Source organism: Aeromonas sp. QDB34 (assembly GCF_027705405.1).
GTDB lineage: Bacteria > Pseudomonadota > Gammaproteobacteria > Enterobacterales > Aeromonadaceae > Aeromonas > Aeromonas hydrophila.
The window spans coordinates 1-19,957 of record NZ_JAPDBT010000018.1; the positions used below are offsets into that span (position 1 = coordinate 1).

18 protein-coding genes and 1 tRNA gene are annotated in these 19,957 nt (G+C 62.0%); 18 read left to right on the top strand and 1 reads right to left on the bottom strand.

Annotated features, from left to right (window positions below):
* The 17 genes from kup to hypA form a co-directional block, all read left to right on the top strand.
* Nucleotides 1-1,535: low affinity potassium transporter Kup (kup, locus tag OKC29_RS18325; RefSeq protein ID WP_270669484.1), on the top strand; the 1,535-nt coding region annotated here is incomplete at its 5' end.
* Nucleotides 1,536-1,984: 449 nt separating this feature from the next.
* On the top strand, nt 1,985-2,650 hold the full coding sequence (locus OKC29_RS18330; RefSeq protein WP_073350580.1) for a 4Fe-4S dicluster domain-containing protein: 666 nt from the start codon (nt 1,985-1,987) through the stop codon (nt 2,648-2,650).
* On the top strand, nt 2,650-4,533 hold the full coding sequence (gene hyfB / locus OKC29_RS18335) for a hydrogenase 4 subunit B (protein WP_073350581.1): 1,884 nt from the start codon (nt 2,650-2,652) through the stop codon (nt 4,531-4,533). The genes OKC29_RS18330 and hyfB overlap by 1 nt, the downstream gene beginning before the upstream one ends.
* 1 nt (nt 4,534) lies before the next feature.
* Nucleotides 4,535-5,488: a respiratory chain complex I subunit 1 family protein gene (locus tag OKC29_RS18340; protein ID WP_073350582.1), complete on the top strand. Its 954-nt coding sequence runs from the start codon at nt 4,535-4,537 to the stop codon at nt 5,486-5,488.
* Between the two features lie 80 nt (nt 5,489-5,568).
* The gene (locus OKC29_RS18345) at nt 5,569-7,287 is read left to right on the top strand and encodes a hydrogenase large subunit (protein ID WP_073350583.1); all 1,719 of its coding nucleotides are present in this window, start codon (nt 5,569-5,571) and stop codon (nt 7,285-7,287) included.
* A 9-nt stretch (nt 7,288-7,296) separates the two neighbouring features.
* A complete protein-coding gene (locus OKC29_RS18350) occupies nt 7,297-7,854 on the top strand; it encodes a formate hydrogenlyase complex iron-sulfur subunit (protein ID WP_073350584.1) in 558 nt (185 codons plus the stop codon).
* Nucleotides 7,854-8,669 carry an NADH-quinone oxidoreductase subunit B family protein gene (locus tag OKC29_RS18355; RefSeq protein ID WP_005301886.1) on the top strand — a complete coding sequence of 272 codons (816 nt, stop codon included), beginning with the start codon at nt 7,854-7,856 and terminating at the stop codon, nt 8,667-8,669. Before OKC29_RS18350 ends, OKC29_RS18355 begins: the two co-directional genes overlap by 1 nt.
* Complete coding sequence (locus OKC29_RS18360) at nt 8,662-9,075, top strand: formate hydrogenlyase maturation HycH family protein (RefSeq protein WP_073350585.1); 414 nt, start codon at nt 8,662-8,664, stop codon at nt 9,073-9,075. Before OKC29_RS18355 ends, OKC29_RS18360 begins: the two co-directional genes overlap by 8 nt.
* Nucleotides 9,075-9,566 (top strand): hydrogenase maturation peptidase HycI, encoded by a 492-nt coding sequence (gene hycI, locus OKC29_RS18365; protein WP_123785025.1) that lies wholly within the window; start codon nt 9,075-9,077, stop codon nt 9,564-9,566. Before OKC29_RS18360 ends, hycI begins: the two co-directional genes overlap by 1 nt.
* A gap of 213 nt (nt 9,567-9,779) precedes the next feature.
* Nucleotides 9,780-9,871: transfer RNA gene (locus tag OKC29_RS18370), tRNA-Sec, on the top strand.
* Nucleotides 9,872-10,187: 316 nt separating this feature from the next.
* On the top strand, nt 10,188-11,666 hold the full coding sequence (gene selA / locus OKC29_RS18375; RefSeq protein WP_073350586.1) for an L-seryl-tRNA(Sec) selenium transferase: 1,479 nt from the start codon (nt 10,188-10,190) through the stop codon (nt 11,664-11,666).
* A 4-nt stretch (nt 11,667-11,670) separates the two neighbouring features.
* Nucleotides 11,671-13,554, top strand: coding sequence for a selenocysteine-specific translation elongation factor (gene selB, locus OKC29_RS18380; RefSeq protein ID WP_073350587.1), 1,884 nt, complete (start codon nt 11,671-11,673; stop codon nt 13,552-13,554).
* Entirely contained in the window at nt 13,551-15,989 is a 2,439-nt protein-coding gene (hypF, locus tag OKC29_RS18385) for a carbamoyltransferase HypF (protein WP_073350588.1), read from the top strand. The genes selB and hypF overlap by 4 nt, the downstream gene beginning before the upstream one ends.
* Before the next feature lie 5 nt (nt 15,990-15,994).
* Nucleotides 15,995-16,246 (top strand): HypC/HybG/HupF family hydrogenase formation chaperone, encoded by a 252-nt coding sequence (locus OKC29_RS18390; protein WP_043819819.1) that lies wholly within the window; start codon nt 15,995-15,997, stop codon nt 16,244-16,246.
* On the top strand, nt 16,240-17,352 hold the full coding sequence (gene hypD / locus OKC29_RS18395; protein WP_073350589.1) for a hydrogenase formation protein HypD: 1,113 nt from the start codon (nt 16,240-16,242) through the stop codon (nt 17,350-17,352). The genes OKC29_RS18390 and hypD overlap by 7 nt, the downstream gene beginning before the upstream one ends.
* Entirely contained in the window at nt 17,349-18,353 is a 1,005-nt protein-coding gene (gene hypE, locus OKC29_RS18400; RefSeq protein WP_073350590.1) for a hydrogenase expression/formation protein HypE, read from the top strand. The genes hypD and hypE overlap by 4 nt, the downstream gene beginning before the upstream one ends.
* Nucleotides 18,354-18,422: 69 nt before the next feature.
* The gene (hypA, locus tag OKC29_RS18405) at nt 18,423-18,764 is read left to right on the top strand and encodes a hydrogenase maturation nickel metallochaperone HypA (RefSeq protein WP_005333346.1); all 342 of its coding nucleotides are present in this window, start codon (nt 18,423-18,425) and stop codon (nt 18,762-18,764) included.
* Here the strand turns inward: hypA and OKC29_RS18410 are convergent.
* A complete protein-coding gene (locus OKC29_RS18410; RefSeq protein ID WP_242897940.1) occupies nt 18,742-19,134 on the bottom strand; it encodes a hypothetical protein in 393 nt (130 codons plus the stop codon). The two genes, hypA and OKC29_RS18410, sit on opposite strands and share 23 nt — an antisense overlap.
* Here OKC29_RS18410 and hypB point away from each other — a divergent pair.
* Nucleotides 19,021-19,881, top strand: a complete 861-nt coding sequence (hypB, locus tag OKC29_RS18415) for a hydrogenase nickel incorporation protein HypB (protein WP_196780194.1) — start codon at nt 19,021-19,023, stop codon at nt 19,879-19,881. The two genes, OKC29_RS18410 and hypB, sit on opposite strands and share 114 nt — an antisense overlap.
* Nucleotides 19,882-19,957 lie beyond the last annotated feature (76 nt).

The window sequence follows — 19,957 nt, forward strand, 5'->3', positions numbered from 1 at the left end:
TCGACACTCTTTATCCGCCCCCGGTCTTCACTTTTAAATGGTTCAGGTCAGGCGACAACTATTCTGACACCGGGGGCTCCCTCGACCCTTATATAGTACCGCTCTCGGTGCTGGTGCTGACCCTGCTGTTCGCCATCCAGAAGCACGGCACCGCCACCGTGGGCAAGCTGTTCGCCCCCATCATGCTCACCTGGTTCATCACCCTGGCGGTGCTGGGTCTGAACAGCATCTTCCAGCATCCCGAGGTGCTGGGGGCGCTCAACCCCGTCTGGGCGCTGCGCTTTTTTGCCAAGTACCAGACCGCCTCCTTCTTTGCCCTCGGCGCCGTGGTGCTGGCCATCACAGGGGTAGAGGCGCTCTACGCCGACATGGGCCATTTTGGCAAGAGCCCGATCCGACGCGCCTGGTTTATGGTGGTGTTGCCCTCTCTGGTGCTCAACTACTTCGGCCAGGGGGCGCTGCTGCTGGCCCATCCCGAGGCCATCACCAACCCCTTCTTCCTGCTCGCACCGAAATGGGCGCTGCTGCCGCTGCTGCTGCTGGCGACCCTGGCCACGGTGATCGCCTCGCAGGCCGTGATCTCCGGGGTCTTCTCGCTCACTCGGCAGGCGGTGCGCCTCGGTTATCTCTCACCCATCCGCATCGTGCACACCTCCGAACAGGAGTCCGGCCAGATCTATATTCCGGTCATCAACTGGATGCTCTATATCTCGGTGGTGATCGTCATCATGAGCTTCGAGCACTCCAGCAACCTGGCGGCGGCCTACGGCATCGCCGTCACCGGCACCATGGTGCTCACCTCCATCCTCTCCTGCTCAGTGGCCCGCCACAGCTGGCACTGGAACAAGTACCTCGTGGCCGCCCTGTTTGTCGCGCTGCTGGCCATCGACGTGCCGCTGTTTGCCGCCAACCTCGCCAAGATCTTCTCCGGCGGCTGGCTGCCGCTCACCCTGGGCGCGGTGATGTTCACCGTGATGACCAGCTGGAAGAGCGAGCGCTTTCAGCTTATTCGCCGCCTCAACGAGCACGGCAACTCGCTGGAGCCGATGATCGCCTCGCTGGAAAAATCCCCGCCGACCCGGGTGGCCGGCACGGCTGTCTATATGTCGCGGGTGGTCAACGTGATCCCCCATGCGCTCTTGCACAACCTCAAGCACAACAAGGTACTGCACGAGCGGATCATCCTGCTCACCCTGCGGGTGGAAGAGGTGCCCTACGTCCACAACGTGCGCCGGGTCTGCATCGAGCAGCTCTCCCCCACCTTCTGGCGGGTGGTGGCGAGCTATGGCTGGCGCGAGACCCCCAACGTGGAGGAGATCTTCCACCGCTGCAACGCCGAGGGGCTGAGCTGCCGGATGATGGAGACCTCCTTCTTCATGGCCCACGAGTCGCTGATCATGAAGGAGCGCCCCTGGTATCTCTATCTGCGCGGCAAGCTCTTTATGCTGCTGCAGCGCAACGCCCTGCGCGCACCGGATCAGTTCGAGATCCCGCCCAACCGGGTCATCGAGCTGGGATCCCAGGTGGATATCTGATGGCGTGAGTTGCGCTAAAGAGAGAGGGAGGCATTGGCCTCCCTCTTTTTTTGACATTAACCCCGATGGCCGCCCCCTCATCCCCAGCCCTTCTCCCACAAGGGGAGAAGGGAGCAAAACCACGGCGACCCCCACAGACATCCCACCGTAGGGTGCAACAAGCGCAGCGCCGTGCACCGCGAACATATTTGATAGCGGTGCAATTCACTTCGTTCTTTGCACCCTACTCATGCTGCGTTTTCCAAGGTGACGAACCCTCCCAGCGGCTTCGTCACAAGTGACGAACGTCACAGTTCGACAGCCATACCAGCCCTTTCATCCAACCATATCAAGATTTTTATTCATTTAAAAACAGCTACTTAAAACCAATTTCGCTGCAAAAACCAATCTGGCCCGTATCTTGCCAACCTGCCCCTACTTTCTCCGTTCGCGACACGACAAGGTAGGCTATGAACCGCTTCGTTATCGCTGACCCCAAGCTTTGTATCGGCTGTGGCACCTGTATGGCGGCCTGCAGCGAGGTACACAAGGCGCAAGGTTTGCAGCAAGCCCCCCGTTTAACCGTTATGCGACACGAGCAGGCGACCATGCCGGTTCAGTGCCGTCACTGTGACGATGCCCCCTGCAGCAAGGTGTGCCCGGTCGAGGCAATTCGCCAGACCGGCGATTGCGTGCAACTCAACGAGTCGCTCTGCATCGGCTGCAACCTCTGCGCCGTGGCCTGTCCCTTTGGCGCCATCCAGAGCGGCGGCAGCCGTCCGGTGGCCATGGCCACCAGTTACGACACCTATATTCCCAGCTCCATCCGCTCCAGCAACCCCTCCACCTCCGCCGGCCTGCGCTGCTTTGGCGAGGATCTGCTGAGCTGGGAGCCGGGCGTGCGCAGCATCGCGGTCAAATGCGACCTGTGCGAGTTTCGTGCCGAAGGGCCGGCCTGTGTCGATGCCTGCCCCTCCCAGGCATTGAAACTGGTCAATGACGGCGACACCGAACGCGCTGCGCGTATCCGTCGCCAGCAAGCTGCCGACACCAACCCGCAGGGGGCCTCTGCCTTCTCGGCGCCTGCCACGGCGCTCCCTGCATCCGATTTATCCACCACAGAGGGAGTTCGCTGATGTTGTCCCCCCTTGTTATGGCCACGCCCTTGCTCTTTTTGCTGGGCGCTGCCGCCGGTTTGCTGCTGCAAAAGCTGCCCGCACTGGCCAACCGCCTCAATAGCGGCTTTGCCCTGCTGGGCTCGCTCGCGGGTCTGGTCGCCGCCATCCAGATCTTTGCCCAGGGCGCCCCCGTCGACGGCCAGCTCTGGCTGCTGGGCTCGGTGCACCTCGATATGCTGGCCGCACTGATGCTGCTGGTGATTAGCACCGTCGGGGTTGCCGTCGCCCTCTACTCCTTTGCCTATATCCGCGAATATCAGGGCAAGGGCGATGTGGCCATCGGTGCGCTGATGAACCTCTTCCTGTTCGCCATGGTGGGCATGGTACTGGCCGACAACGCACTCGGTTTCTTGCTCTGCTACGAGCTGGTGACCCTCACCACCTACTGGCTGGTCAAGACCAACCCGGAGGCCGCCAAACAGAGCCGTCTCTACTTGGTGATGAACCATATCGGCATGGCGCTGGTGCTGATCGCCTTCTGGCTGCTCTGCCGCGAAAGCGGCTCGCTGGAGTTCGCCGTATTGCGCGAGCACCATCTGGCGGGCACATTGGCATCCCTGGTGTTTCTGCTCAGTTTCTGCGGTTTTGGCCTGCGCGCCGGTTTCGTGCCGCTGCACGGCTGGCTGCCGGTGGCCGAGCCAGTTGCGCCGTCCCATATCTCGGCGCTGATGTCCGGCGTCATGGTGAAGCTGGGTCTCTTTGGCATCTTGCGGGTCAGCATCGATTTTCTCGGCGCCAGCCAGCTCTGGTGGGGCTATATGGTGCTGATCTTTGGTGCCTGCTCGGCAGTGCTCGGGGTGCTGTTTGCGCTGGCCGAGCACGATCTCAAGCGGCTGCTCGCCTACCACACGGTGGAGAACATCGGCATCATCCTGATGGGGATGGGCATCGGCATGATCGGCATCGCCAACCAGCAACCGGCGCTGGTGGTGCTGGGGCTGCTCGGCGCCCTCTATCACCTGCTCAACCACGCCATCTTCAAGAGCCTGCTCTTTATGGGTACCGGCTCTGTGATGTTCCGCCTGCACACTCGTGACATGGACAAGATGGGGGGCCTGGCCAAGCTGATGCCCTGGACCGCGCTGGCGTTCCTCATCGGCGCCATGGCCATCTCGGCGCTACCGCCGCTCAACGGCTTTGTCAGCGAGTGGTTTATCTACCAGTCGCTGCTCTCCATGACCAAACTCGGCACATCTGTCGTTGCGCCGCTCGCGGTTGTGATGCTGGCGGTGACCGGTGCCATGGCGGTGATGTGTTTCGTCAAGGTGTACGGCATCTGCTTCTGCGGCGCACCGCGCAGCGAGAAAGCGAGCCACGCCCGCGAAGTGCCGGGCGCCATGGTGGCAGGCACCCTGCTGCTGGCCGCCGTCTGTCTGGTGCTGGGCCTGGGCGCCCCCTGGATTGCCCCCCATATCGCCAGCTATGGTCAGGCACTCGTTGCCAGCCAGATGAGTGTCGCCACCGGCGCCACCCTGCTGCCACTCGATAGCAGCCAGGCGATCCTCTCCCCGCCCGTTATCGCCATCACCTTGCTGGGGCTGTTCCTCATCCCGTTGCTGGTACTGGCCATCTTCAAGGGCCCCAAGCTGGGTCGTCGTCACGCCGGCACCCCGTGGGCTTGTGGTTACGCCTATGAGGAGCGCATGAGCCTCACCTCTGGCGGTGTCACCCACACCTTGCGCCAACTCTGCGCGCCGCTCTATCGCAAGCAGCCGCAGCTCGATCTGGCCAGTGCCCTGCACGGGGTGAGCGATACCAGCGGGACGACCGGCTGGCCGCTGCTCTCTTTAATAAATGGCCTTGTGCTGGCGCTCTTTATCCTGATGGCTGTAGGAGTCTGATATGCCTGTTCTTGAAATGCCGAGCTGGGGCATGGTTGCCCTCGCCCTGACCCAGGCCATCGCCATGCTGGCGCTGGCGCCGCTCGCCACCGGTTTCAACCGGGTGCTGCGGGCCAAGATGCACTCCCGTCAGGGGCCGGGTCTGCTGCAGGATTACCGTGATATCGCCAAGCTCCTGCGCCGTCAGGAGGTAACCCCCGAGCCTGCCGGCATCATCTTCAACCTGATGCCTGCGCTGCTCATCGCCGCCCTCTTGCTGGTGGGGATGGCGCTGCCGACCCTGACTCACGAGTCCCCCTTCCCCATCGCCGGGGATCTCATCACCGATATCTATCTGTTCGCCATCTTCCGCTTCTTCTTCTCCCTCTCGGGGCTCGACAGCGGCAGCATGTTTGCAGGGATCGGTGCCCGCCGCGAGCTGACCCTCGGCATTCTGGTGGAGCCCATTCTGGTGCTCGCCTGCTTCATCATGGCGATGATGGTGGGCAGCTCGGATCTGGGCAACATCAGCAGCTATGTGGCGACCCAGCCGCTGGCCGCGCCGGTTGCCACCCTGCTGGCCGGCGCCGCCTGCGCCTTCGCGGTGTTTGTCGAGATGGGCAAGCTGCCCTTTGACTGCGCCGAAGCCGAACAGGAGCTGCAGGAGGGGCCGCTTACCGAGTATTCCGGTGCGGGCCTGGCCCTGCTCAAGCTCTCCATCGGCCTCAAGCAACTGGTAGTGGTGCAGCTCTTTCTGGTCATTTTCCTGCCCTTCGGCAAGGCGGCCAACTGGAGTCTGCCTGCGCTCATCGGCGCGGCGCTGATCCTCGCCTGCAAGCTGCTGGTGGCCTTTTTGCTGGCCGGCATCATCGAAAACGCCATGGCCCGCACCCAGTTCGTGCGCACCCACAAGCTCACCCGCTACGGGTTGGGGCTGGTCCTGCTGGCGCTGCTCGCCTATCTGGTCGGGGTCTGAACCATGCCCGCCAGCACAGCAACTTTTTCCGATTTCATCATTTGTGAATGCTCATTCCCGAACATTAAAGTGAGAACTGCATGACCATCGCCATTTCGGATCGCATCGGCTGCGACTACATCCAGCAGGTGCGAGCACAACTGCCCCACGCCATCGTCGACGAGGAGTGGCAAACCGCCGATCAGGCCACCATCACCGTCAAACCCACCAGTCTGGTCGAGACCGCCAGCCTGATCTTCCATCAGCTGGGGGGCTGGCTTCCGCTCTCCTTTGCCAATGACGAGCGCAGCCTCAACGGCCACTTCGCCGTCTACCACGTCTTCTCCATGGAGGGCGACACCAAGTGCTGGATCACCGTCAAGGTGCTGGTGGATGCCGATACCCAGGAGTACCCCTCCATCACCCCGACCATTCCGGCGGCGGTGTGGGGCGAGCGGGAGATCCGCGACATGTACGGCCTGCACGCCATCGGTCTGCCGGACGAACGCCGTCTGGTGTTGCCGGACGACTGGCCGGAGGATATCCACCCCCTGCGCAAGGACGCCATGGATTATCGCCAGCGCCCGATGCCCACTACCGACACCGAGACCTACCCCTTCGTCAACGAGCTCGGCAGTGATGCCAACCGCATCGTGCCGGTCGGCCCGCTGCACATCACCTCGGACGAGCCGGGCCACTTTCGTCTGTTCGTCGATGGCGAAGACATCATCGATGCCGACTACCGCCTCTTTTATGTCCATCGCGGCATGGAGAAGCTGGCGGAAACCCGCATGGGCTACAACGAAGTTGCGTTTCTGACCGACCGGGTCTGCGGCATCTGCGGCTTTACCCACAGCGTCGCCTACACCACCTCGGTAGAGAACGCCATGGGTATTCCGGTGCCGGAGCGGGCCAAGATGATCCGCGCCGTGCTGCTGGAGGTGGAGCGCCTGCACAGCCATATCCTCAACATCGGCCTGTCGAGCCACTTCACCGGTTTCGACACCGGCTTTATGCAGTTCTTCCGGGTGCGGGAGAAATCCATGACCCTGGCCGAGCTGCTGACCGGCGCCCGCAAGACCTACGGCCTCAACCTGATTGGCGGGGTACGCCGCGACATCTTCAAGGAAGATCGCATCAAGGGTGCCCAACTGGTGCGGGAACTGCGTGATGAGCTCAAACCCCTGGTAGCTATGCTGCTGGATACCGCCAACATCTCCTCCCGCCTGATCGGTATCGGCAAGCTCGACCCGCAAATTGCCCGCGATTTCAGCTGCGTCGGCCCCATGGTGCGGGCGAGCGGCTTCAAGCGTGACGTGCGCCGGGTCCACGACTTTGCCGGCTACCGCGAGCTGCCGATGGAGATCCAGACCAAGGCGGGTTGCGATGTGCAATCCCGGGTGCTGGTACGGATCCACGAGCTCTACGACTCCCTCGACATGATTGAGTTCGGCCTTGAGCACCTGCCGGAGGGGCCGCTGTTGACCGAAGGCTTCACCTATCAACCGGGCAAGTTTGCGCTGGGCTTTACCGAAGCGCCCCGCGGCGAGAACGTCCACTGGAGCATGACCGGAGATAACCAGAAGCTGTTCCGCTGGCGCTGCCGCGCCGCCACCTACGCCAACTGGCCTGCTCTGCGCTACATGCTACGCGGCAATACCGTGGCGGATGCGCCGCTCATCATCGGCAGTCTGGATCCCTGCTACTCCTGTACCGACCGGGTCACCCTAGTCGACCCCAGGAAGGGCAAATCCACCGTGGTCTCCTACAAGGAGATCGAGCGCTACGGCATCGATCGCAAAAACTCTCCGCTGAAATAAGGGGTCATCATGATCAAGCTGTTCAAGACCATCCTCAAGGCTGGCACCCCGACCGCCAAGTACCCCTTCGCCCCTTACGAGGTGAACCGGGATTTTCGCGGCAAACCGAAATATCAGGCGGATCAGTGCATCGCCTGCGCCGCCTGCGCCAAGGCCTGCCCGGCCAACGCGCTGGTGATGGAAGTGGACATGGAGACCGGCGAACGGCGCTGGGAGATCTCCATGGCGCGCTGCATCTTCTGCGGCCGCTGCGAGGAGGTCTGCCCGACCCGCGCCATCGCCCTCTCCCCCGAGTTCGAACTGGCGGTGACCAACAAGGCCGACCTTTATGAGGAGGCCCGCTTCGCGCTGGCCCCCTGCACCCTGTGCGGCACCTACTTTGCCCCGAGCAAACTGGTGGCGCTGGTGGAGGACACCCTCAAGCAGGCGGGCACACCACTCGCGACCCCGGAGCGGCTGCACCACTGCCCCGACTGCAAACGAAAACAGAGCATGCTGAGCCAGCCTGACTCGGCCCTGATCACACCGATAGCCACACCGATGGCCGCACAAAAGGAGTGGATGTGATGAGCAAGATCAAAGGCATAGAACCGGTTGTCGGCCATGCCCATACCCGCGCCGTGCCGCTGGCACAGGATCCCGAGATCACCAAACTCAAGAAGACCCTGCTCAAGGACATTCGCCGCTCGGCCTATGTCTACCGGGTCGATTGCGGCGGCTGCAACGCCTGCGAGATCGAGATCTTCGCCACCATCACCCCGCTGTTCGATGCCGAGCGTTTCGGCATCAAGGTAGTCGCCTCCCCCCGCCACGCCGACATCCTGCTCTTTACCGGCGCGGTGACCCGGGCAATGCGGGTACCGGCCCTGCGCGCCTACGAGGCGGCGCCCGATCCCAAGATCTGCATCGCCTACGGCGCCTGCGGCTGTGACGGCGGCATCTTCCACGACCTCTACTGCGTCTGGGGCGGCACCGACAAGATCGTGCCGGTGGATGTCTATATCCCGGGCTGCCCTCCGACACCGGCGGCTACCATTTATGGCTTTGCCGTGGCGCTCGGCCTGCTTGAGCAGAAACTCAAAGCCACCAGCCACGAGGTGCAACCGGGTGAGCGGGTCGAGCTGCGCCACACTGGCATCCCCAACGAAATTCGGGTGATGATCGAGCGCGAAGCGCGCCGCATGGCCGGTTATCGTCAGGGGCGGATCATCGCCGACGAGTTTATGGCCCTGCTCGAAGGGGCGACCCAGCAGGATGTGGATCTGCGTATCCAGAGCTACCTCGATCAGCACGACGATCCCCGTCTGGCGGAGATCGTCAACAACCTCGCAAACGCCTGCCTCAACCGGGCGGCCGGCAAGGGAGAGGCGGTACATGGCTGACGAGGTTTTCTTCTATCGCCTCTCGCGCAAGTTCGTCGACGAGCAGTTCGACGTCCCCGAGGAAGCCAAAGAGGTGATGTACTACAGCCTCGCCATCGGCCACCACCTCGGCATCGTCGATTGCCTGCGAGCAGACCTGGTCTGCTCGCTGACCGGTTATCGCGACTGGGTAGCCAAGCTGCCAGAGGGGAGCGAGGCGCGCCACAAGATGGAGGGATTTCTCACCTTTGGCGAGATCACCATCTATCGCGAGCACTGCCATATGCTGGCCTGCGCCTTCGACCGGCTGCTCAAAGCCGACAATCTGCTCGATGAGCAGGAGCTGGGCTGGACCAATACCTTTATGGATCAGCTCACCGCCCTCTTTAACGACCCCCATATGTACCTGATGGTAAGGAGCCGCTGATGGGCTGCAATCTCGTGTTGACCGTGGGCAATGCCATGATGGGGGACGACGGTGCCGGCCCCTATATCGCCGACAAGCTGCAGGCAGCCCCCCTGCCCGGCTGGATCCATATCGACGGCGGCATCGCGCCGGAAAATGTGGTCTACAAGGTGCGGGAGCTGCAACCGAAGCGGGTGGTGCTGGTGGATGCCGCCGAGATCGGCGAGAAGGCGGGGACCCTGCAGGTGATCCCCCCCGAGAGCATCGCCGAGATGTTTATCTTCTCGACCCACAATATGCCGCTCAATTTCCTCATCGATGAACTCAAGACCTTTGTCCCAGAGGTGATCTTTGTAGGGGTACAACCGGCCATAGTGGCGTTCTCCTTCCCGATGACCGAGATGGTGAGCGAGGCGATGGATTATCTTTATCAGCATCTTGATGCCGCCAGTGACACCAGTCTGTTAATAGATAAACTGGATCAGTGGAATATTGCCAACGCCAACCGGTGATTATTTATCGAGTTGTTAACGACCGTTATTGACCAACGGTTCCGGCAATGTGATCGAGGCCCGATGTTAAATTAAAAACATCGGGCTAATTGTGCTGAACTTGATATAAAACAAGGTTCTTTGATTTTTTCAAAAATTCGCTAACTCTCGCTTTTTTATGACAAAAAAAGCGTTGCCAGTCACAGAATTTTGCCACAAAATGGCGACCGTTACGGAAGTTGATGGGGTCTGGTGGCCTCCTCGGTCTTCAAAACCGATGTGAGCCGAGAAGGCTTTGGTAGGTTCGATTCCTGCCTCTTCCGCCAAATTTATCTATTGAACAAATACTCTCCCGCTGATTTTTTTCAGCCTGAATGTTATTTCCATTGTTTGTTCAATACGTTTGAAGTAATACCTTAAAAAAGGTGCTTGCCGCTTGCCAATATAATCCGAACTCAGGTTATCTCGCTGGCCAAAAATTAATTTATCAGCATCGATGCAGCATTAATTTATACCCGCATCATTGATGCACCCAGTTTGCAGTCATCCGCAAATCGCCAGTAGTGCCATAACCCGTCAGCTCGGCCTCTCTATCGGCAAACCGGTGCGCATCCCGAACCCACGCACTGCACTGGTAATCCCATGCCGAACTCGTCTCACGCGTCAGCTATCCCCCACCGCCAGCCCGCATCAGGTACGGCTGCCGACGATTCACAGCCAGATTCACGGCAGCAGCCCAGCCCGCAACAAACGCGCCGTCTGCCACAAGTGGAACAGCTGCTGCAGCAACCCTTTCTCGCCGGGTTTATCGAGGCGCTGAGCCGCCCGCTGGTGACTCAGGCGGTGCGCGATACCCTGAGCGAGCTGCGCCAGAGCGAAGATTTTCGCCAGCATGGCGTTGCCCCCGAGCAGATCGAGGTGCTGATTGCCAAACGCTGTCGGCAGCAGTTGCGCCAGCGCCAGACCCGGGTGATCAACGCCACCGGCACCCTGGTGCATACCAATCTGGGGCGTTCGCCGCTCTGTAGCGAACTGTGGGACGAGGTGCGTGACCTCAACATCGGCTACAACAATCTGGAGCTGGATCTCGCCACCGGCAAACGCGGCGGGCGCAAGGGGCTGATCGCTCCCCTGCTCCGTTGCCTCACCCAGGCTGAGGATTCGCTGGTGGTCAACAACAACGCCGCTTCGCTCTTTTTGCTGCTGCAGGAGGTGGCCAAGGGGCGCGAGGTGATCGTCTCCCGCGGTGAGCAGATCCAGATTGGCGGCGGCTTTCGCATCCCCGATATTCTGGCCCTCTCCGGCGCCAAACTGGTGGAGGTGGGCACCACCAATATCACTACCGCCAAAGATTACCTCGATGCCATCACCGATCAGACCGCGCTGGTGCTGATGGTGCACAGATCCAATTTCGCCATTCGCGGCTTTACCGAATCCCCCGATATCGGCGAGGTGGCCCGCGCCCTGCCCGAACACGTGGTGCTGGCGGTGGATCAGGGCTCCGGCTTGACCACCGAAGAGTTTGCAGCGGATGAAACCTCGGTGCGCCAATACATCAAGGCGGGGGCGGATCTGGTCTGCTACTCCGGCGACAAGCTCTTGGGCGGCCCGCAATCGGGCATCATCAGTGGCCGCAGCGACCTTATCAAGCGGCTGGAAAAACACCCCATGATGCGCACCTTCCGCCCGAGCCGCATCGTCTACTCCCTGCTCGAACGGCTGCTCATCCACAAGCTCAACAAATCCCCCATCGGCGAGGGTATCGCCCAACGGACTTTGAGCAACCCGGCCGCCATGCAGGCTAGAGCCTCCCAGCTGATGGCCGCCCTGCCCGGCTGTTTTGTGCCCGTCCCCGCCCAGCTGGTGGTAGGTGGCGGCACCTTGCCGGACGAGTTCTATCCGGCGCCCGCGCTCGAATGCACCGACCCGCGTCCGGCCCAGCAGTTGCTCGATGCGCTGCGCGAACTGCCGGTGCCGGTCATCGCCACCGTGCGCCAGCAGAAGGTGCTGCTCAATATGGCCACCCTGCTGCCGGCGGAGATGGATCTGCTCATCGCCCAACTCAGGAAATTGCTGCTGCCCGCCCCGTTCAATGCAACAAATACGACCGAGGAGCCCTGATCCCATGACCCCCTATCGCGCCGTTATCGGCCTTGCCGGCCACGTGGATCACGGCAAGACCCTGCTGATCAAGGCCCTCACCGGCATCACCACAGCCCGCGCCCACGAGCAGGCCATCGGCATGACCCAGGATCTCGGCTTTGCCCACTTCGACGACGGTCAGGGCAACACCATTGGCGTCATCGACGTGCCCGGCCACGAGCGCTATATCCGCAACATGGTGGCAGGGCTCTGGAGTCTGGATCTGGTGCTGCTGGTGATTGCCGCCGACGAGGGGTGGATGCCGATGACCGGCGATCACCTGCGCCTGCTCAAGGCGATGGGGGTGCCGCGCCTCTTGGTCTGTATCAACAAGTGCGATCTGGTCTCCCCTGACGAGCTTTTGCTGTTGGAGGAGAGTCTGCTGGAGCGAATGATGGACGAGAGCGGCATGGTGCCCGATATCGTCAGCGTCAGCGCCAAAACCGGCGAGAATATGACTGCCCTGCACACCGCCATCGTGCGCCAGCTTGCCGATCTGCCGGCCTCACAAGCTGCCCGCGAGCAGAACGCCCCGCGACTGTATGTAGACAGGGTCTTTACCGCCAATGGCACCGGCACCGTGCTTACCGGCACCCTGCAACAGGGCAGCCTCAAAGTGGGGGACAAGCTGCGCCTCTACCCTGCCGATCGGGAGGTGCAGGTGCGCTCCCTGCAGGCCTATCACCAGAGCGTCGACGAGATCGGCGCCGTCTGCCGGGTAGCGGTGGGCCTTAAAAAAGTGCCCCACAAGGAGGTGGCCCGCGGTCACTGCCTTACCAGCGCCGCTGGCCAGTGCGAGGCGGCAACCCACCTTATCGTGCGACTCAACGCCGAGAGCCTGAGTAACAAGATACTGCGCACGCAGGAGGTGGAGGTGGCCCTTGGCAGCTGGCATAGCCGGGCCCGTTTCGTGCCCATCAAGGATACCCGGCTGGCGCGGCTGATCTTTGCCAGCCCCATCCCCTGCTTCTTTGGCCAGCCGCTCGCCATCATTCGCCACGGCAGCAGCGAACTGCTGCACGGCGCCCGCATCGTCTGGTGCGGCGACATCCACCCCGCCAGACGCAAGGCGCTGCACGCCCTGCTGGGCGAGCTGCCAGATGAGCTCGAACACTACAACCCGGCCACCCTGCAACTGGGGCTCAACGGCTATGTGCTGGCCAGCCGCTTTGACCAGCGGCCAGAGCAGGTCACCCCCCTCGGTGAGTGGCTGCTGGATAACTGCTGGCTGGCCCAGAGCCGCGACCAGCTGCTGGCCACGCTGGCCAGCGAACCGCTGAGTGCCGCCGAGCTGGCAACCCGCTTTGGCATCGCCCTGCCGGTCACTCAGGCCTTGCTCCAGCAGCTCAAGAGCGAGCAGCTTGTTCGTCTGCACCATGACAAGTGGCAGCAGGGCAGCGGCGAGTCGGAAGATGATCTGGGGGAAGAGGCGCAGCTGGTGCTCAAGGTGGTGCGAGATCAAGGCAAGGAGGGTTACGAGCCAGGTAAACTGGGCCCCGGCGGCGTGGTGCTGGATCCCTTTATCACCCGCCAGCTGCCCGCGGCCCTGCAGCAGGGCCTGCTACAAAAAGGCGCGTTGCAAAAGCAGCTGCGCAATCTGGCGCGACTCAAGTATCTGGTGCAGCTCGATGGCCCCATCTACTACGACGCCGAGCTTTACAACCAGATGGTCGCCGCCGTGCTGGCGGGCCAGCAGGTGGGAGATCTGATCGACATGGCATCCCTCAAGGAGATCACCGGCTTGTCGCGCAAATACGCCATTCCGTTCTGCCTGCGCATGGAGATGGATGGCTGGGTGCGGCGCGAGGAGAACGAGCGCCGGGTGCTGCGTCTGCCAACCACTCAAGATGAGATGGAGCTGGCATGAGCGCCACCATCGCCCCCTCTGGCTCTTCCAATCCTGTGGCCAACCGGCTGCGCCGTGAATTTCATATCGACGGCATCGTACAGGGGGTCGGCTTTCGCCCCTTCGTCTATGGGCTGGCGCTGCGCCACGGCCTTGCCGGTTATGTGTTGAACGATGCCAACGGCGTCACCATAGGCGCCGAAGGATCCCCTGAGCAGCTGGCCAGCTTTGCCCGCGAACTGCGGGAACTGGCGCCGCCCTTAAGCCGAATCGATCATTTTAACGAGCGGGAACTGCCCCTCGCTCATGATCCCGACTTCGATGGCCAATTTCATGGCCAGTTTCGAATTAAAGCGAGCCAGCAGCAGAGTGCGGCCACGGTCGCCATCTCGCCGGATCAGGGGATGTGCGAGGCGTGCGCCAACGATGTGGCCAACCCCAACGATCGCCACCACCACTACCCCTTTACCAACTGCACCCACTGCGGCCCGCGCTACACCATCATCCGCAGCCTCCCCTACGACCGCCCCCACACTGCCATGGCCGGTTTTGCCATGTGCCGGCGTTGTGCGGCGGCCTATGAAAACCCGCTGGACAGACGCTACCACGCCCAGCCGGTGAGCTGCCCCGAGTGCGGGCCCCATCTCAGCTGGCGAAATGGCCGTGGCGATGCCTTGGCCGAGCGCGAGGATGCCCTGCAGGCCGCAGCAAGCGCCCTGCAAGCGGGCAAGCTTATCGCGGTCAAGGGGATGGGGGGGTATCACCTGATATGTGATGCTCGCAATGAACAGAGTGTGGCTAGATTGCGAACACTAAAGCGGCGCGCACGCAAGCCGCTGGCAGTGATGATAGGCTCCCTTGCTGAGGCCAAATTGCATGTCACCGGCAGCGAAGACGAGTGGCAACTGCTCACCTCTCAGGCCAGACCCATCACCTTGCTGCGCAAGCGCAAAAATGATGATCGGCTCTCAGAATCCCGACAGTCGGCCATACCGCTGGCCGAGGGGATCGCCCCCGGCATTCCCTACCTCGGCATCATGCTCCCCTATACCCCGCTCCATCAATTGCTGCTGGATGCCTGCGCCATCCCGCTGGTGGCCACCAGCGCCAATGGTCGCGGCAGCCCAATCCTTATCGAGTGCGAGGCGGTGGTCAGGGAGCTCGGCAGCGAGATTGACGGCATCCTGGATCACAACCGCCCCATACTGCACCCCTGCGACGACAGTCTGGTGCAGTGGGCAGGCAGGCGACGCCAGACGTTGCGCCTCGCCCGGGGCTATGCCCCCAGCACCCCCAGCCTGCAAGAGGCGGTCAGGGTGCCGCTGCTGGCGGTCGGGGCGCAACAGAAGAACCAGCTGGCGCTCGCCTTCGGCCGCCAGCGCATCTACAGCCCCTATATCGGCGATCTGCACAGCCTGCCGATGCAGGAGCACTTCGAGCAGACCCTGGCCACCTTTCGCGATCTCTACGATCTCAAACCCGAAGTTCTGGTCTCGGATCGCCACCCGGGCTACCTCAGCCACCAGTGGGCCAAAAGCTATTGCCAGGATCAGGGTGCCACCCACCTCGAGGTGCAACACCATCACGCCCACCTGCTGGGGGTGATGGCCGAGCGCAACATCACAGGCCCGGTGCTGGGTGTTGCCTTCGATGGCACCGGCCTTGGCGATGACGGCACCCTCTGGGGCGGCGAGCTACTGCTCGCAGACGTTAAGGGATTTGAGCGGGTTGCCCACCTTGCCCCCTTCAAGCTGATCGGCGGCGAGGCGGCCATTCGCGAGCCGGTACGTCAGCTGCTGGGGCTGCTGTTTGAATCACACACTCCTGAGCAGATCAGTGCCCTCGATATTCCGTTGATCAAGCAACTGCCCATTAAGCGGATCAGCAACCTGCACCAGCTCTGGCATCTCGGTCGCAACGCCCCCTACACCAGCTCCATCGGTCGACTGTTCGATGCGGTGGCAGCGATCTTGGGAGTGATCGACACCCCCGATTACGAGGGCGAAGCGGGGCTATTGCTGGAGGCAGCTGCCTTGCAGCTGGCCCCCGATGAACAGCCCTTACCCCTTGCCTTTGATCTCAGCCAATCAGCGGAAGGGCCGCTGCAGATCGAGTGGGCCGAGCTCATCAATACCCTTGTCAGCGAGCGGCGCCAAGGCACCTCCACCGCCAGCCTGGCCGCCGGTTTTATCCGCGCCATCAGCAATCTGGTCATCGCCCTTGCCGGGCGCTTCCTCGGCTATCCGGTGGCGCTGGGGGGCGGCGTCTTTCAAAACCGGGTGCTGATGGATCAGCTGGTGCCCGCACTCGAAGGCGCCGGCCGGCAGGTATTGACCAGCGAAACCCTGCCGCTCAATGACGGTGGCATCGCCGCCGGTCAGCTCTGGTTTGCCATCCACCATCTTGCCACGCATCAGCCTGTCACCACCGGCTGTGCCACCTTGTCGGAGTCCTGAAATTCATGTGTCTATCCATCCCCTCTCAGGTGGTGCAGCTGCACCCCGAAGACAACTGCGTCACCGTCGACACCCTTGGGGTGCAGCGGCGCGTCAGCTGCATGCTGCTCGAAGAGCCTCTCAACATTGGCGACTATGTGCTGCTCCATATCGGCTTTGTGATGAGCAAGATTGACGAAGAGGAGGCGCAGGCCAGCCTCGAGAGCTTCCGCCAGATGGTGGCCCTGATGCCCAAACAGGATATCTTGCCATGCTGACCTTGAATGACCTGTTCCAGGGCTTTCGCCAGCCCGAGGTGATCCGCGCCCTCGCCGCCCAAATTAATGAACTGGCCAAAGATCTGCCCGAACCGCTGCGGGTGATGGAGGTGTGTGGCGGCCATACCCACACCATCATGAAGTACGGCCTGCACCAACTGCTGCCCGCCAGCATCGAGTTTGTCCACGGCCCCGGCTGCCCGGTCTGCATCATGCCGAAAGAGCGCATCGATCAGGCCATCGAGCTGGCGAGTCAACCGAATGTCATTCTGGTCACCCTGGGGGATATGATCCGGGTACCGGGCTCCAAAGGCACGCTGGCCCAGCAGCGGGCCAAGGGGAGCGATATCCGCCCGGTCTATGACCCCCTCGACGCCCTGCGTATCGCCAAAGAGAATCCGGAGAAAACCGTGGTCTTCTTCGCCATCGGTTTCGAGACCTCCACCCCCATGACCGCCGCCTTGCTGGCAGCGGCTGAAGCTGAGGGGATTGAGAACCTCTTGTTTCATATCAACCATGTGCTGGTGCCGCCCGCCATTCATGCGGTGATGGCCGACGGGGTGGCCAAGGTGAACGCCTTTATCGGCCCCTCTCACGTCAGCGTCATCACCGGCGCCGATATCTACCTGCCTATCGTCGATCGCTATCAGGTGCCTGTGGTGGTGAGCGGCTTCGAGCCGGTGGATGTGATGGAGGCGCTCTTGATGATGGTGCGCCAGAAGGTGGAGGGTCGCTATGCGCTGGAGGTGCAGTACAGCCGCGCCGTCACCGCCAGCGGCAATAAAGCCGCCCAGCGGCTGGTCGAGCGCTTTTTCGAGACCCGCGAGCACTTTCGCTGGCGAGGTCTGGGGGATATCAACGCCTCCGCCCTGCGCCTGCGCGATGCCTTTGCCAAGCGCGATGCGGAGCGCCACTTCGCGCTCAATCAGACTCCCATCGATGACCATAAGGCGTGCCAGTGCGCCGATATCCTGCGCGGCCTGGCCAAACCGAACCAGTGCAAAGTCTTTGGCCGGGGCTGCACCCCGACCCAGCCCATGGGCAGCTGCATGGTCAGCTCCGAAGGGGCCTGCAATGCCTACTACCGATATATGGGGATCCAATGAGAGAAATTCAGTTAAGCCACGGCGGCGGCGGCGTCGAGATGAACCAGCTGATCAACCAGCTCTTCTTTCGCCACTTTGGCAACGAGATCCTGCTGCGCGGTGAAGATGCCGCCCTGCTGCCGGTAAACGGCCCCGTTGCCTTCACCACCGACAGCTTTACCGTCTCGCCGCTCTTCTTCGAGGGGGGCGATATCGGCAAACTGGCTATCGCCGGCACGGTCAACGATCTCGCCATGATGGGGGCCAAACCCGAGTATCTGAGCTGCAGCTTTATCATCGAAGAGGGATTCCCCTACGCCGATCTCGCCCGCATCGTCGAGTCGATGGCGGCTGAACTTGCCAAAAGCGGCGCCCGTATCGTCTGCGGCGACACCAAGGTGGTGCCCAAGGGGGCTGCCGACAAGATCTTTATCAACACCAGCGGGGTCGGCACCTTCCCGCTGCCTGAGCAAAGCCGGGGCATCTCGGTGCGGAGCCTCAAGGCCGGTGACGCCATCCTGGTGTCGCGGGATATCGGCAGCCACGGCGCCTGTATCCTGATGGCCCGTGACGCCCTGCAACTGGGATCTGATCTGAAAAGCGACTGCACCACCCTCTGGCCGCAGGTAGAAGCGCTGCTGCAGGCGGGCATTACCCCTCACGCCCTGCGCGATGCCACCCGCGGTGGCCTTGCCGCCGTGCTCAACGAGTGGAGCAGCGCCTCCGGTGTTGCCATCGAGCTGGAGGAGTCCGCCATTCCGGTGTGCGATCCGGTGCGCGGCCTGTGCGAGCTCTACGGTTTCGAGCCCCATGATCTCGCCAACGAGGGAACCATGGTGCTGGCCCTGCCTGCCGAGCAGGCGCAGGACGCACTGGGCATCTTGCGGCAATTCAACCCCGCGGCAAGCCAGATCGGCGTGGTGCAGGCGAGCGAGCGACACAAGGTGATCCTCAACAACCCCTGGGGCAGCCGCCGTTATCTGGAGCTGCCGCAAGGGGAGCTGCTGCCGCGGATCTGTTGAGCGGCCATGCCGTTCCGTCAATTACAGGGAGGAGTCACTGCTCCTCCCCATATCGGTTAAGGAGCCACCATGCACGAAATGTCTCTGGCCATGGCCGCCATCGATCTGGCAGCCGAGCAGGCCACCCAGCGGGGCTTTACCAAGGTGACCGCCCTCTGGCTCGAGGTCGGCAGCTTCTCCTGCGTCGACCCGGACACCATTGCCTTCTGTTTCGAGGCGGCCGCCAAGGGCACCGCCGTCGAGGGGGCCCAACTTCACTTTCAGCACCAGGCGGCAGAGGCCTGGTGTTACGACTGTAACAAGACAGTCACCCTCACCGAGCGCGGGCAGGCCTGTCCCGAGTGTGGCGGATACAAATTACGAGTCGCGCAGGGCGATAGCCTGCGCATCACCGACATCGAGGTAAGTTGATATGTGTAGCGTATGCGGATGCGGCCAGGCGCGGATCGCCGGCCATGAGCACGATCATGAGCACGATCATGAGCATCATCACGAACATGCTCATGAACATCACCATGAACATGGTCATGAGCACGACCATCATCATGCTCATGACGCCCATCACCATCATGACCACGAGCAGAGCGCACCGCGTACTCTGATCATTCACCACCACTACCACCATCAGGGGGATGTCCATCACCACTACCACGGGGTGCGGGCTCCCATAAGCCATGAGGGGCATGATCACCCACACGATCACCACCATGATCACCCCCACGACCATCATCATGAACATGCCCACTATCATGACCACGGCCATTCCCACGCTCATCCCCATGACCACAGCCATGAGCATGACCATGACCATGACCATGACCATCAGCAGGGTGATCTGCACTACGGCAAAGGGGAAGCGGGATTGTCGGTCCCCGGCATGGGGCAGCGCCAGCTGATCGCCATCGAGATGGATGTGCTGGCCAAGAACAATGCGCTGGCCGCCCACAACCGCGAGCACTTCACAACCGCCGACCAGCTGGTGCTCAATCTGGTCTCTAGCCCTGGTTCAGGCAAAACCACCTTGCTGTGCGAAACCCTGCGCCAGCTGGCCGACAAGCGCCCATGCGCCGTGATCGAAGGGGATCAGCAGACCAGCGCCGATGCGGATCGCATCCGTGCCACCGGTGTCCCTGCCGTGCAAATCAACACCGGCAAGGGCTGCCATCTGGATGCCAAAATGGTTCACGACGCCTGCCACCAGCTGCCCGCCAATCAAGGGGGCATCCTCTTTATCGAGAACGTGGGCAATCTGGTCTGCCCCGCCAGCTTCGATCTCGGCGAGAAGTACAAGGTGGCGATCCTCTCCGTCACCGAGGGGGAAGAGAAGCCGCTGAAATACCCGGACATGTTTGCCGCCGCCCAGCTGATGGTGATCAACAAGATCGATCTGCTGCCCTACGTCAGCTTTGACGTGGCCCGCTGCATCGAGAACGCCAAACGGGTCAACCCCTATATTCAGGTGATCCAGGTCAGCGCCACTACCGGTGAAGGGATGGATGCCTGGCTCAACTGGCTGGCCAGTGCTTGAAATCAACCGGTTAAACGCCGCTGATAGCAATAGGTAAAAAGAGAGGGAGGCTGATGCCTCCCTCTCTTTTATCTGC